General features: G+C 71.3%; 11 protein-coding genes and 1 rRNA gene. 7 read left to right on the top strand and 5 right to left on the bottom strand.

Annotated features, from left to right (window positions below):
* Positions 1-143 precede the first annotated feature (143 nt).
* Positions 144-260, top strand: a 5S ribosomal RNA gene (gene rrf / locus ACZ7LT_RS06170).
* A gap of 111 nt (positions 261-371) precedes the next feature.
* On the opposite strand, the gene ACZ7LT_RS06165 is transcribed toward rrf, so the two are convergent.
* From ACZ7LT_RS06165 to ACZ7LT_RS06145, 5 genes are read right to left on the bottom strand one after another with little or no spacing between them, the layout of a single operon-like run.
* Positions 372-1682: a DUF58 domain-containing protein gene (locus tag ACZ7LT_RS06165; protein ID WP_471234741.1), complete on the bottom strand. Its 1311-nt coding sequence runs from the start codon at positions 1680-1682 to the stop codon at positions 372-374.
* Between the two features lie 11 nt (positions 1683-1693).
* On the bottom strand, positions 1694-2677 hold the full coding sequence (locus ACZ7LT_RS06160; protein ID WP_471234740.1) for an AAA family ATPase: 984 nt from the start codon (positions 2675-2677) through the stop codon (positions 1694-1696).
* Positions 2674-3858: a DUF4350 domain-containing protein gene (locus ACZ7LT_RS06155; protein WP_471234739.1), complete on the bottom strand. Its 1185-nt coding sequence runs from the start codon at positions 3856-3858 to the stop codon at positions 2674-2676. Before ACZ7LT_RS06155 ends, ACZ7LT_RS06160 begins: the two co-directional genes overlap by 4 nt.
* Positions 3855-4538 carry a DUF4129 domain-containing protein gene (locus tag ACZ7LT_RS06150; RefSeq protein ID WP_471234738.1) on the bottom strand — a complete coding sequence of 228 codons (684 nt, stop codon included), beginning with the start codon at positions 4536-4538 and terminating at the stop codon, positions 3855-3857. Before ACZ7LT_RS06150 ends, ACZ7LT_RS06155 begins: the two co-directional genes overlap by 4 nt.
* A 4-nt stretch (positions 4539-4542) precedes the next feature.
* Positions 4543-5775, bottom strand: a complete 1233-nt coding sequence (locus tag ACZ7LT_RS06145) for a DUF7847 domain-containing protein (protein ID WP_471234737.1) — start codon at positions 5773-5775, stop codon at positions 4543-4545.
* Between the two features lie 182 nt (positions 5776-5957).
* Here ACZ7LT_RS06145 and mtnA point away from each other — a divergent pair, with 182 nt between their 5' ends.
* The 6 genes from mtnA to hpf all read left to right on the top strand — a co-directional run bounded on the left by mtnA (position 5958) and on the right by hpf (position 13537).
* Entirely contained in the window at positions 5958-7106 is a 1149-nt protein-coding gene (gene mtnA / locus ACZ7LT_RS06140) for an S-methyl-5-thioribose-1-phosphate isomerase (RefSeq protein WP_471234736.1), read from the top strand.
* A 15-nt stretch (positions 7107-7121) separates the two neighbouring features.
* Positions 7122-7799, top strand: a complete 678-nt coding sequence (mtrA, locus tag ACZ7LT_RS06135) for a two-component system response regulator MtrA (protein WP_009333493.1) — start codon at positions 7122-7124, stop codon at positions 7797-7799.
* Between the two features lies 1 nt (position 7800).
* The gene (gene mtrB, locus ACZ7LT_RS06130; protein WP_471234735.1) at positions 7801-9783 is read left to right on the top strand and encodes an MtrAB system histidine kinase MtrB; all 1983 of its coding nucleotides are present in this window, start codon (positions 7801-7803) and stop codon (positions 9781-9783) included.
* A complete protein-coding gene (locus ACZ7LT_RS06125; RefSeq protein ID WP_471234734.1) occupies positions 9773-11629 on the top strand; it encodes an LpqB family beta-propeller domain-containing protein in 1857 nt (618 codons plus the stop codon). Before mtrB ends, ACZ7LT_RS06125 begins: the two co-directional genes overlap by 11 nt.
* 155 nt (positions 11630-11784) lie before the next feature.
* A complete protein-coding gene (locus tag ACZ7LT_RS06120; protein WP_471234733.1) occupies positions 11785-12513 on the top strand; it encodes a ComF family protein in 729 nt (242 codons plus the stop codon).
* Between the two features lie 334 nt (positions 12514-12847).
* Positions 12848-13537, top strand: a complete 690-nt coding sequence (hpf, locus tag ACZ7LT_RS06115; protein WP_471234732.1) for a ribosome hibernation-promoting factor, HPF/YfiA family — start codon at positions 12848-12850, stop codon at positions 13535-13537.
* Positions 13538-13713: the final 176 nt, after the last annotated feature.

The following is a 13713-nucleotide window of genomic DNA, read 5'->3' as shown; positions in this document are numbered from 1 at the left end:
CAGATGTGGAAGCCCGGTAACGGGTGGAGCTGACTGGTACTAATAGGCCGAGGGCTTGTCCTCAGTTGCTCGCGTCCACTGTGTTAGTTCTGAAGTAACGAACTCCCGCTCCGGCTGGTTGTAGTTCGATATCTTCATAGTGTTTCGGTGGTCATAGCGTTAGGGAAACGCCCGGTTACATTCCGAACCCGGAAGCTAAGCCTTTCAGCGCCGATGGTACTGCAGGGGGGACCCTGTGGGAGAGTAGGACGCCGCCGAACAATCATTGTGGGAAAGCCCCGCACCGTTATGGTGCGGGGCTTTTCTGCGTTCACCACCCATTTGATCCCGGTGATGTCGGCCTTGCCCCGGGCGGGGCAAGGCCGACATTCTCAGAGGCGGCCTGCGGCCTTCAGAGCGAGATAGGCGTCGGCCAGAGCGGGGGCCAGGTCGTCCGGAGTCGCGTCGACGACCGTGACGCCATGGCGCTGGAGTTGCTCGGCCGTACGGCGACGTTGAGCCTGGGCCTGGGTGCCGGCAGCGGCTTCGTAAACCGCGTCGGTGGTTCCCCGGGCCTTCGCCATCTCCGCCGTGTGAGGGTCCGCCACCGAGGCGACCAGGACCGTGTGGCGCTGGGTGAGCTGAGGGAGGACTGGAAGAAGCCCCTCCTCGATCGGGGCGGCATCGAGAGTGGTGAGCAGGACGAGGAGAGATCGGCGGGGTGCACTGGCCAAGGTAGTGGCGGCCAGGCCGCGTGCATCGGTTTCCACGAGCTCGGGCTCGAGGGTGGCCATGGCATCCACCAGGGCAGGCAGGACGTCGCGGGCCGAGCGGCCTCGGACCTGGGCGCGGACGCGGCGGTCGTAGGCCAGGAGATCGACGCGGTCACCGGCCTTGGACGCCAGAGCCGTAAGGAGAAGCGCCGCGTCCATCGCGGCGTCCAGGCGGGGGACGTCGCCTACGCGGCCGGCCGACGTGCGGCCCGTGTCGAGCACGATGAGGATGTGGCGGTCGCGCTCCGGGCGCCAGGTGCGGACGGCGACCGCCGTCTGGCGGGCCGTGGCCCTCCAGTCGATCGATCGAGTGTCGTCTCCGGGGACGTACTCGCGCAGGCTGTCGAACTCGGTGCCTTCGCCGCGGGTGAGCAGGCTCGTCCGGCCGTCCAGTTCCCGTAGCCGGGCCAGCCGGGACGGCAGGTGCTTGCGGCTCGTGAAGGGGGGCAGGACGCGAACCGTCCAGGGGACCTTATGGTTTCCCTGGCGGGCCGCGAGGCCGAGTGGGCCGTAGGAACGGACCGTGATGCGTTCCGAGGCGCGGTCGCCGCGGCGGGTAGGGCGCAGAGTTGTCGTGACGCGGCGTCGCTCACCGGCCGGGACGGTGATGCGGTGCCGGGAGGCGGCCTGGTCCGTGCCGGGGAGCCAGCTGCTGGGCGGCCAGGCGTCGCGGAGATGCGCGCGCAGTCGACGGCGTGAGGGGTTGGCGACGGTGAGCTGGACCTCGGCGGCGTCACCGAGTCGAACTGTTGTGTCACCGCTTCGGGTGAACTGCAGCGTTCGCACTGGCGCTGCCATCGCGTAGTCGCACAGAATTGCTAGCGAGAGAGGCGCGTTCACCGCGAGCAGCCCCGTCCAGCTGGGCGCGAGGATGCCCACGGGGAGTGAGCTGAGTGCGGCGATGAGCGCGGTTCGTCCGGTGAGGGCCACGGGTCACCGGCTCATCGGGGGACGGGGACGTGGGCGAGGATCGCCGTGATCACGGAGTCGGCGGTGACGCCTTCCATCTCGGCTTCCGGCCGGAGTTGGATGCGGTGGCGCAGGGTGGGCAGGGCGAGGGCCTTCACGTCGTCCGGGGTGACGTAGTCCCGGCCAGTGAGCCAGGCCCAGGCTCGCGCGGTGGAGAGCAGGGCAGTGGCGCCTCGGGGGGAGACGCCAAGAGTGAGCGAGGGGGATTCACGAGTGGCACGGCAGATATCGACGACGTAGCTGGCGATTTCCGGGGAGACGGACGTCTTGGCCACGGCGGCGCGGGCCGCTTCCAGGTCGGCAGGCCCGGCCACGGGACGTACTCCGGCGGCTTGCAGGTCGCGAGGGTTGAAGCCGTCGGCGTGACGGGTCAGGACGCTGATCTCGTCCTCGCGTGACGGCAGTGGCACCGTCAGCTTGAGGAGGAAGCGGTCCAGCTGGGCCTCGGGGAGGGGGTACGTCCCCTCGTACTCGACCGGGTTCTGGGTGGCGGCCACCAGGAACGGGTCGGGGAGCGGGCGGGGTGTGCCGTCGACGGTGACCTGGCGTTCCTCCATCGCCTCCAGGAGTGACGACTGGGTCTTGGGAGGGGTGCGGTTGATCTCGTCCGCGAGCAGAAGGTTCGTGAAGACAGGGCCCTGCTGGAAGGAGAACTCGGCGGTGCGAGCGTCGTAGACGAGTGACCCGGTGACATCGCTCGGCATCAGGTCGGGGGTGAACTGGACGCGCTTGGTGTCCAGTTCGAGGGAGGCCGCCAGGGCACGGACCAGAAGCGTCTTGGCGACGCCCGGGACTCCTTCGAGAAGTACATGACCGCGGCAGAGCAGAGCGACGACGAGTCCGGTGACTGCGGGGTCCTGGCCGACCACGGCCTTCGCGATCTCGGTGCGCAATGCCTCCAGAGAGGATCGGGCGCGGTCCGAGCTCTCTGCGGTCTCGGGGGTCGGGGCGCTCATGAGGTGCGTACCTCTCTTTCGAGGGCGTCGAGTTGGTCTGCCAGGCGGACAAGAGCGGTGTCGTCGGCGGGGGCGGGGCCGAAGAGCAGGTCGGTGAGGTCCCGGGAGCCGTCGGGGAGACGGCTGGAGAGTGCGGGGAGGAGGGCCTCGGGGGAGTGGGCGTCGCGTGGGGGGACGCCGAGGAGCGGGGCCAGGCGGGTGCGGGCGGCGGCGCGGAGGACGGAGGCGGCGCGGTCGCGGGCGTTGGACCTGCGGTAGAGGCGGGCGCGGCCCTCGGTTGCTTCGGAGGCGCGGATGGCGACCGGGAGGCGTTCGGTGACGAGGGGGCCGAGGCGTCGTGCGCGCCAGATGGCGGTGAGCACGGCGGCGATCGCGAGCTGGAGGGTGCCCCACAGCCATCCGGACGGGATGAGGTCGACGAAGGAGCGCTCTCCTGCCTCGTCGGGGGCGGAGGAGTCGGAGAGTGAGGGGAGGTACCAGACCAGATGAGGCCGCGAGCCGAGGAGTTGGAGGGCGAGCGAGGCGTTGCCCTCCTTGTCGAGACGGTCGTTGTAGAGGAGATCCGGCGAGCCGATGAGGACGGTGTCGGTGTCCGATGCGTTGATGCGGAGCAGGGTCGGCAGACCGTCGCTGAGGTAGCAGGACTCGGTGGGCGGGCGTTCCGTGGCGTAGCGCTCGCCGCCGATGTCGGCGCTGCCGGCGCGGACGGCGGCCGGGAAGGAGCACTGCGGTGCGCGTGCTTCGACCGGCGCCGGGGACTTCGCGCTGACACCGGGGACCAGGGTTGCGACGGAAGCCCGGCCCGGGGCAAGGAGGACTGTACGGGTGCCGGGCTTGGCCATCGCCGAGCGGAGAGCGCGCTGTTGAGTTGTCGTCAGCAGATCGGGCGTGGTGATCAGGAGGGTTGTGTCCGTCCCCGTGGCGGAGGTGGCTTCGCCGAGGGTGCTGGCGACGCGGACGGTGACGCCCTCGGCCTTGAGGAGTTCGGCCACGGCGCGGCTGCCGTACTGGTCGGCGGAGCGCGGGTCGAGGCGGCCGTGGTGGTCGCCGGAGCGGACGGCCGCCATGACGACGCCCGCGGTGACGAGGATGGCCAGGGCGAGCAGGATCCCCCGGGTCCGGGTCCAGATCTGGTGCGCCGTCAGGGCGGTCGACGTAGAGGTCGTGGGCGGGGAGCTCACGCGGCGCCTCCTGGGGCTGCCGCCAGGTCGGGCTTCGTACGTTCCAGGGACTCGTCGAGCTCGCGGATCCGCTGGTACGCGGATGCGTCGGCAGTGCGCCCGCCGTATGTGATGTCGTCGAAGACGCGGGCCGCGGCGCGGAGTTCGTCCGCGTGGGCCGGGAGGGGGCGGCCGGCCTCGGCGGCCGCCTCGTCGGCGGTGCGTCCGGGGCGGGGGTCGAGGAGGGTGCGTTCCTCCAAGGAGCGGACGATGGCCCGCATCCGCTCCTGGACGGCTTGGTTCCAGCGGCCGGCGGTGGCGTGCCGCTCGGCGGCCGAGCGGTGTTCTGCGGCGGTACGGGGCCCGTCCTCGAAGAGGGAGTCGGCGGTGCCGGCTGCGCGGTGGGGGGTGCCGAGCCGCCACCACAGGGCGCCGACGACGGCGAGCACGACGAGAACGATGGCGACGAGGCCGAGCGCGCCTCCGGGGGAGGCCCCTGAGGCGGCCGCGAAGAGGTCTCCGACCCATTCCCAGAAGCGGTCCAGGGCCTGCTGGAGGAGGTTGGGATCGTTCTCGTGGTACATCGGCTTGGACAGCTCCCGCTCCGCCGCCTCGCGGGCGGGGACGCGGGAGGTGTCCACCGGTACGTCGCTGATCGCGCGGCTCACTGCCGCTGTTGTCGTGCCCCCCGTGGTGGACACCGCATCAGCTCCTGGTGGGGTCGTGGCCGGGAGTGGTGGGGCCGTAGCCGGGGAGGCCGGCGGCGCGGGCGAGTTCGAGGTCGAGGGCTTCGCGGCGGATGCGCTGGTCCACGTAGAGCAGGACGGTCACGCCGGACTGGATCGGGTACGTGATGGAGGAGGCGATCACCGCCCCGATCCCGCTGATGATCAGGAAGGTCCAGCCGAACTGCGGGGCCTTGCCGGACATCAGACCGCTCAGGCCCTCGCCCTCGGCCGCGAAGGCGGCGAAGGTGAACGGGATGGCGATGATCATGGAGACCAGCAGGGTCAGGAGCAGCGTGAGGGCCAGCACGCCGAAGACCCGCCACCAGGCGCCCTGGACCAGCTTGGCCGAGCGGCGCATCGCGGCCACGACGCCCTGGCGTTCCAACATCAGGGCAGGAGAGGCGAGGCTGAACCGGATCATCAGCCAGAAGATGACGCAGATCGCGGCGATCCCGCCCAGTCCCATCAACGCGGCTCCCGCCGCGTCGCCGATCAGGGCACCGGGGAGCAGGCCCACGGCCATGATCCCGGCGCTGATCACGGGGAGCAGGAGGGTGAGACCGAGGAGCTGAGGAAGACGGGGGCGGGCTTCGGCCCAGGCTTCGCCGAGCGTGACCGGGCGGCCGAGGACCGAGCGGCTGACCACGATCGTGAGCAGCGCCGTCGTGACCAGGGTGCCGACGAGGGCGATGAGCAGCGTCGGGCCCAGGCCGATGAGGCTGGCTCGCAGCCCCTCCAAGGCGTCGTCGAGGGCCTCCGCCGGGCTCGCGTCGGGGTTCGCCTGGGGCGGCGCCGGGACGAGATAGCGCTGGACGAGGATGTCGCAGAACTGGGTGATCACGGAGACGGTGATCGTGACCCCGAGGATGGTGCGCCAGTGCGCCCGGAGCGTGGAGACCGCGCCGTCGAGGATCTCGCCGACGCCGAGCGGGCGCAGCGGGATGACACCCGGCTTGGCCGCCGGTGGCTGACCCCAGCCGCCCTGGCGGCCGGGGCCGCCCCAGCCCGGAGCGGGCGCCGACGGCGGAACATGCCCGGGGCCGGGAGCGGTCGGCGGGGACCACTGGCCGGCGGGCGGCTGTTCCTTGGACCACTTCGAGCCGGCACCGCTGCCGTCGGCCGGCTCGGCGGGCCGGGGGACGGAGGCGTTGTCGTCGTGGCCGTCGGAGGGGGCGGATCCGGGCGAAGCCCAGCCCGGAGAGTCGTTCACGGTCGTCCACCTCGAGGAATGGTCGCGGGGCAGGCTCGGCGAGCCGGCTCTGACACGGTGCCCGGTCGCCCCTCGGGGCGGCCGGATGGCGCCCATCGTGCCACGCGGGGCCCGACCACGGGTCAGGCCGGGGATCTCCTGTGCACCTTCATTGTCGGCGCCGCACCGGGCAGACTGTGCGGATGGCTGATCAGTACGTACAAACCCCCGTCGGAACTGAGCCACCCACCCTCCCCGTCCTGCGCTGGGAGGAGCCGCCCGAAGGGCCGGTACTTGTCCTGCTCGACCAGAGAAGGCTGCCCATCGAGGAGTCCACACTCGTCTGTACCGATGTGCCCGCGCTGGTCGACGCGATCCAGACGCTCGCCGTGCGCGGTGCGCCGCTGCTCGGTATCGCGGGGGCCTACGGGGTCGCCCTGGCCGCGCTTCGCGGCTTCGACGTCGAGGAGGCGGCGGAGCTGCTGGCGGAGGCGCGGCCCACCGCGGTGAACCTGGCGTACGGCGTACGGCGCGCCGCCGACGCACACCGGGCCGCGGTCAAGAACGGCGCGGGCCCCGAGGGGGCGGCCGCGGCCGCGCTGGCCGCCGCCCGTGAGCTGCACCGGCAGGACGCCGAGGCCAGCAGGCGGATGGCCGCGCACGGGCTGGCGCTCCTCGACGAGCTCCTGCCCGGGGGCAGCCACCGGATCCTCACCCACTGCAACACCGGGGCGCTGGTCTCGGGCGGGGAAGGGACCGCGTTCGCCGTGGCGCTGGAGGCGCACCGGGCGGGCAGCCTGCGCAGACTGTGGGTCGACGAGACCCGGCCCCTGCTCCAGGGCGCCCGGCTCACCGCGTACGAGGCAGCCCGTAACGGGATGGCGTACACCCTGCTCACGGACAACGCGGCGGGCTCGCTCTTCGCGGCGGGTGAGGTGGACGCGGTCCTGATCGGCGCGGACCGGATCGCGGCCGACGGCTCGGTGGCCAACAAGGTGGGAAGCTATCCCCTCGCCGTGCTGGCGAAGTACCACCACGTGCCGTTCATCGTGGTGGCGCCGCGCACGACGATCGATCCGGACACCCCGGACGGGGCGTCGATCGAGGTGGAGCAGAGAGCAGCCCATGAAGTGACCGAGCTCACAGCCCCACACGCCGTCGGCGTCGGAGCGGAGACCGGAACCGGGCTGCCCGTGGCTCCGCTCGGAACGCAGGCGTACAACCCCGCTTTCGACGTCACACCACCGGAGTTGGTGACGGCGATCGTCACCGAGCTGGGGGTGGTGTCCCCGGTCACCGGGGACGAGGTGGAGAAGCTGTGTGCCAGGTCACGACAGGTAACGATTGGCTAATGGGATGATGTCGATATGAAGGGACGCGTCCTTGTCGTCGATGACGACACCGCACTGGCCGAGATGCTCGGGATTGTGCTGCGGGGTGAAGGTTTCGAGCCGTCGTTCGTAGCGGACGGCGACAAGGCACTCGCCGCTTTCCGTGAGGCCAAGCCGGACCTGGTGCTGCTGGATCTCATGCTGCCCGGACGGGACGGCATCGAGGTGTGCCGGCTCATCAGGGCCGAGTCCGGTGTGCCCATCGTCATGCTCACGGCCAAGAGCGACACGGTCGACGTCGTGGTGGGCCTGGAATCCGGGGCCGACGACTACATCGTCAAGCCGTTCAAGCCGAAGGAGCTCGTCGCCCGTATCCGGGCGCGGCTGCGGAGGTCCGAGGAGCCGGCGCCCGAGCAGCTGGCCATCGGCGATCTGGTCATCGACGTGGCGGGTCACTCGGTCAAGCGGGACGGGCAGTCCATCGCCCTCACCCCGCTCGAGTTCGATCTGCTGGTCGCGCTGGCCCGTAAGCCGTGGCAGGTGTTCACCCGTGAGGTGCTCCTCGAGCAGGTCTGGGGCTACCGCCACGCCGCGGACACCCGGCTGGTGAACGTGCATGTCCAGCGGTTGCGCTCCAAGGTCGAGAAGGACCCCGAGCGCCCGGAGATCGTCGTGACCGTCCGTGGTGTCGGTTACAAGGCCGGACCGAGCTGACATGTCCCGCGGCAGCGCTGCTCCGAAGCCCGGGAAGCCGGGAGTCCGTGCGGGGCGGGCTGCCGGTCAGGGGCGTGAGTCTTCGCGGGTCGGCCGCCTGTTCCAGGGCGGTCGGCTGCTCCAGGACGGGGCGCCGGGTGGACCGGTGCTCCGGCTCTTCGCGCGCTGGGTACGCCGGCCGCTGCTGCCCGCCATGCGGCTGTGGCGGCGGAACATCCAGCTGCGCGTGGTCGCGAGCACGCTGCTGATGTCGCTGGGTGTGGTGCTGCTGCTGGGCTTCGTCGTCATCGGCCAGGTCCGCAACGGTCTGCTGGACGCCAAGGAGAAGGCCGCCCAGAGTCAGGCGGCCGGTGGTTTCTCGGCCGCGCAGGACCGGGCGAGCGCCCCGGTCGGACCGACCGGGCAGGACGGCGCCGGGAAGAACGGCAGCTCCGTGAACTGGCGCTCTGATCTCGTCCAGCAGCTGGCCAGTGGTGGCCAGAGCGCCTTCAACGTGGTGGCGCTGAGCCTGGAGTCCGAGGGCACGGCCAGCCGGGGTGCGCGAGCCTCCGGCGAGGTGGACCCGACCGCGAGCATTCCCAGCGGTCTGCGGGACTCCGTTGCCCAGGGCACCGGGACGTACCAGACGTTCACCCGGATCAAATACACCAGCGGCAAGGCCTCCGAGCCCGGGCTGGTCCTCGGCAAGCGGCTGAACGACGCCTCCGGCACGCAGTACGAGCTCTACTACCTCTTCCCGCTCACCCAGGAAGAGGACTCGCTCGCCCTGGTCAAGGGCACCCTGGCGACCGCCGGGCTGTTCGTGGTCGTGCTGCTCGGCGCCATCGCCTGGCTCGTCGTACGCCAGATCGTCACGCCCGTACGGATGGCCGCCGGGATCGCCGAGCGGCTCTCCGCAGGCCGGCTCCAGGAGCGCATGAAGGTTACCGGCGAGGACGACATCGCCCGCCTCGGCGAGGCCTTCAACAAGATGGCCCAGAACCTACAGCTCAAGATCCAGCAGCTGGAGGAGCTGTCGCGGATGCAGCGGCGCTTCGTCTCCGACGTCTCGCACGAGCTGCGAACCCCGCTCACGACGGTCCGGATGGCCGCCGATGTCATCCATGAGGCGCGGGTCGACTTCGATCCGGTGACCGCGCGCTCGGCCGAGCTGCTGGGAGACCAGCTGGACCGGTTCGAGTCGCTGCTCGCCGACCTGCTGGAGATCAGCCGCTTCGACGCGGGCGCGGCCGCCCTGGAGGCCGAGGCGATAGACCTGCGCGAGGTCGTCCGGCGCGTGATCGGCGGGGCCGAGCCGCTGGCCGAGCGCAAGGGGACCCGGATCCGGGTCGTCGGGGACGAGCAGCCGGTGGTCGCCGAAGCCGACGCACGCCGTGTGGAGCGGGTCCTGCGCAATCTCGTCGTCAACGCCGTGGAACACGGCGAGGGCCGGGACGTGGTGGTGCGGCTGGCCTCGGCGGGCGGCGCCGTGGCCGTCGCGGTCCGCGACTACGGAGTCGGGCTGAAGCCGGGCGAGGCGACCCGGGTGTTCAACCGGTTCTGGCGGGCCGACCCGGCACGCGCGCGGACCACCGGCGGTACGGGCCTGGGGCTGTCCATCGCGGTGGAGGACGCCCGGCTGCACGGCGGCTGGCTCCAGGCGTGGGGCGAGCCCGGCGGCGGCTCGCAGTTCCGGCTGACACTGCCCCGTACGGCGGACGAGCCGCTGCGCGGCTCCCCGATACCCCTGGAGCCCGAGGACTCGCGGCGCAACCGGGAGCGGGCGGCCGCCGAGGAGCAGGGCCCGGGCCGGCGCGGAAGCCTGCCCGGACAGTCGGTGGCGGAGCGCTCGGCCCTGGGCATGCCGCCGCGCGCCCCCATGCCGCCGCAGGCGGCCGCCGACCCCACGGCGCTGCCGGGCAGCGGTGCCCGGGTGGTGGCGCGGCAGCCGGCGGCCGGGACGGACCGGACCGCGGAGCGGGAGGACAGGACCCTTGGGCGCTGAGCGTCGGAACCACGCGGCCCGTGGGCGCGGCAGTACGGGAGCGGTGGTGCTCCTCGCATGCGGCGGCGTCCTGCTGACCGGATGCGCGTCGATGCCGGACAGCGGTGACGTCAGCAATGTGAAGGCGTCCAAGCCGGGCGACTCGCAGGTGCGGGTGTACGCGGTGCAGCCGCGGGAGAACGCCGAGCCGAACGACATCGTCGACGGCTTCCTGGAGGCGATGACCAGCGACGATCCCGGGTTCGCCACGGCCAGGAAGTATCTGACCAAGCAGGCCGCGCAGAGCTGGAAGCCCGAGGAGCGCATCACCGTGCTCACGACGGCGCCCGATCGTCAGCAGCCGGAGCCGACCGGGCAGGACAACCAGGGTCGCAGCTACCGGCTCTCCGGCCGCCAGGTCGCGACCGTGGACGCCCGGGACGCGTACCAGCCGAAGACGCCCACCGCCTACAGCGAGTCGATCCATCTGGTCCTGGAGACCCAGCCGGACGGTCAGAGCAAGCAGTGGCGCATCGACAAGCTGCCGCCCGGTCTTGTGCTCAGCGAATCGGACTTCCAGCGCAACTACCAATCGGTCAACAAGTACTACTTCGCCTCCGGGCAGGACTGGGTCGTCGCCGATCCGGTCTACATCCGGCAGCGGCAGGACCCGGTCACGCGTCTGGACCCGGTGGCCCAGACCGTCACCGCGCTCCTGGAAGGGCCGACGAACTGGCTGAAGCCGGTCGTCGACTCGCGTTTCCCGACCGGTACGGCACTGAAGGACGGCGTCCGAACCCTGGTGCCCGACGACCAGAGCAAGCTGGTGGTGCCGCTCAACGAGAAGGCCTCCCAGGTCGGGCACGAGCAGTGCCGCCGGATGTCGGCGCAACTGCTCTTCACGCTGGCCGATTTGCCGTCCGTGCGGGTCGAACAGGTGGAGTTGCAGCGGGCCGACGGCTCCCAGCTCTGCGTGGTGGGCAAGGCGCAGGCGGAGGAGTTCGCCCCCGACCGTCCCTCGGGCACACCCGACAACCCGTACTTCGTGGACGCGCAGGGCAGGCTCGCGCTGCTCGACGCGGGCGCCAAGGAGGTCGGAAAGCCGGAGAACGTGCTGGGGCCGTTCGGCAACGGCGTCGTGAAGCTGTCGACCGTCGCCGTGGCGCGGGACGAGAAGCACGCCGCCGGTGTCACCCAGGACGGCCGTCAGCTGCGGGTCGCCTCGATCATGTCGGACGGTGAGCTGCCGGAGCCGCTGGTCACCAGCAAGGCCAAGCGGCCCGCCGACCGGCTGTCGGCGCCGAGTTGGGACGCGCGCGGAGACCTGTGGGTGGCCGACCGCAACCCGGCGAACCCGCAGCTGCTGATGCTGTCCGGCGGCGCGGGCGCCCCGATCGAGGTGAAGGCCCCCTGGCTCGGGAACGACCGCGTCGAGGGCATACGGGTCTCGGCCGACGGGGTCCGGATCGCGCTGCTGCTCACCAAGGACGACAAGACCACCCTGAAGATCGGGCGGGTCGAGCGGCAGGGGAGCGGGGCGCAGCAGACCATCTCCATCGTCGATCTGCAGGCCGCGGCACCGCGCATGGAGACGGTCACCGCCGTGTCCTGGGCCGGGCCGAGCAGGCTGGTCGTGGTCGGCAAGGAGGCCGGCGGGGTGGAGCAGGTGCGCTATCTCCGCACGGACGGTTCGACGTCGGCGGCGGGGCTGCTGCCCGGGCTCAACCAGGTGACGGCGGTCGCCGCGGCCAACGACGACCGGGCTCCGCTCGTCGCCGACTCCGGCGACGGCATCGCGCGGCTGGTCGGCGGCGTGAACTGGCAGCTGATGGTCGACACAGGGGTCTCGCCGGTCTACCCCGGCTAGACCTGCCCTCGCCGAACTCCCCGAAGGGCTCCGTAGCGCCGCGCGCGCCGGAGCCCTTCGCCATGTCTGCACGCGGTGCCGCGATCGGGTGTTGCGCGCCGGGGGCGTTGTCCACAGGGGTGGCCGGATACTCCCTGCGTGGGCAGAGTGGAGCCATGCGGGGGTGGTGGCGCGAGATCGCCGGGCTGGTGCTGCCGACTGCCTGCGGCGGCTGCGACAGGCCTCGTACGCCGCTGTGCGCGTCCTGCGCCCGGGCGCTGCACGGCTCCGCGGCGCGCCGGGTCAGGCCCGTGCCCGAGCCTCCCGGGCTGCCGGCGGTGTATGCCGCGGCGCCCTATGCCGATGCCGTACGGGCCGTGCTGCTCGCCCACAAGGAGCGTGGCGCGCTCGGTCTCGCCGGCCCCCTCGGGATCGCGCTCGCCGGGGCCGTGCGCGCCGCCGACGGGGCCTGTGGCGGGAGCGGGGGCCGTCCCCTACTCCTCGTACCGATGCCCTCCTCCCGGCGCGCGGTACGGGCACGTGGCCACGATCCGGCGCGCAGGATCGCCCTTGCGGCGGCCCGATCGCTGAGGCGTACGGGGACGGCGTGTGCCGTGGTGCCGGTGTTACGGCAGCGGCGTGCGGTGGCCGACCAGTCGGGGCTGGGAGCCCGGGCCCGGCGGGCGAACATGGCGGGGGCCCTCGAGGTCGTGGCGGGCGGGGAGCGGCTGCTCAAGGGGGGACGGCCGGTGCTGGTGGACGACCTCATGACGACCGGCGCTTCGCTGGCGGAGGCCGCGCGGGCACTGAGTGCCGTGAGCGGCGGCCAATTCCCTCGATTCGAACCGCCGACGGCTGCGGTGGTCGCAGTTTCTCCGTTGTCATTCGAAATAAACCGGAACTGAGGGGGAAGTTGCAACGTTGCAGGTAGTGAGAGGCCGAAAGCACCTGAACGGAGGTACCTCCTGGTAGAGGGTGCCGACACCCGTCCGATCGAGCTATGTTCGGTTGTGAGGAATGGCGAATTGCCATCGCCTCACCGAATGCACGGGTGCGCCTGGAGGACGGGAGTTCAGGGCGGACTAACCTCGAAGATCGGTGGGGTGGGGATCTTGCCGACTGGGGAGGAGGAGGTGAAAGTCGCCAGTCCGAGACTCCGGTAATCACCGGAGTCTGGTGCAAAGGGAGAAGCTCACCGGCGAGAGAGCCGGGAGGAGCGATCCGGGAACGGAGTTCTGCGTGGACATCGTCGTCAAGGGCCGCAAGACCGAGGTGCCCGAGCGGTTCCGCAAGCACGTGGCCGAGAAGCTGAACCTGGAGAAGATCCAGAAGCTCGACGGCAAGGTGATCAGCCTCGACGTCGAGGTGTCCAAGGAACACAACCCGCGGCAGGCCGACAGGTCGGACCGCGTTGAGATCACCCTCCACTCCCGAGGCCCGGTGATCCGGGCGGAAGCGGCCGCCGGCGACCCGTACGCAGCGCTTGACCTGGCTACGGGCAAGCTGGAGGCCCGGCTGCGCAGGCAGCACGACAAGCGTCACACCCGCCGGGGCAACGGCCGGCTGTCCGCGGCGGAGGTCGCCGATGTGGTGCCCGGCGTGGCACTGCTCAACGGAAGCGGCGAACCGGTCGGGGAAGAGCGGGCGAACGGGGTGCCCACCACGAAGATCGGCTCGCTCGAAGTGCAGGGCGAGGGACCGCTGGTGGTCCGGGAGAAGACCCACACCGCAGCCCCGATGACGCTCGACCAGGCTCTCTACGAGATGGAGCTGGTCGGGCACGACTTCTATCTCTTCGTCGACTCCGAGACGAAGCTGCCGAGTGTCGTCTACCGGCGACATGCCTACGACTACGGCGTCATCCACCTCGAGACCGACCCGCTGGCCGGCTCCGAGGGCGGCGGCGCGGGTGGTGCGCTCGGCGGCTGACGGCGGCCGACACCGTCCCCAGTGGTGCCCTTGGAGCGCTCTTCGCGCTCCAAGGGCACCCTCCTGCAACCACGGGAACACCGCGCTGTCGTCCGGGCATGAAATCATGGCGTCCCGCGCCAACCGGTGGGCTCTGAACAGCGGTTGGCGATCGACCATGAATTCAGGCCACGGCC

It is taken from the genome of Streptomyces sp. NPDC039465 (assembly GCF_055639315.1).
Note: the sequence above shows the minus strand (reverse complement) of the source record. Positions and strands in the feature narration are given on the sequence as shown.

Bases quoted from the DNA above. Each gene is read 5' to 3' on its own strand.
- mtnA (WP_471234736.1), top strand. From the start codon at position 5,958: ATGGCTGATCAGTACGTACAAACCCCCGTCGGAACTGAGCCACCCACC.
- ACZ7LT_RS06160 (WP_471234740.1), bottom strand. From the start codon at position 2,677: ATGAGCGCCCCGACCCCCGAGACCGCAGAGAGCTCGGACCGCGCCCGA.
- mtrB (WP_471234735.1), top strand. From the start codon at position 7,801: ATGTCCCGCGGCAGCGCTGCTCCGAAGCCCGGGAAGCCGGGAGTCCGT.
- mtrA (WP_009333493.1), top strand. From the start codon at position 7,122: ATGAAGGGACGCGTCCTTGTCGTCGATGACGACACCGCACTGGCCGAG.
- ACZ7LT_RS06120 (WP_471234733.1), top strand. From the start codon at position 11,785: ATGCGGGGGTGGTGGCGCGAGATCGCCGGGCTGGTGCTGCCGACTGCC.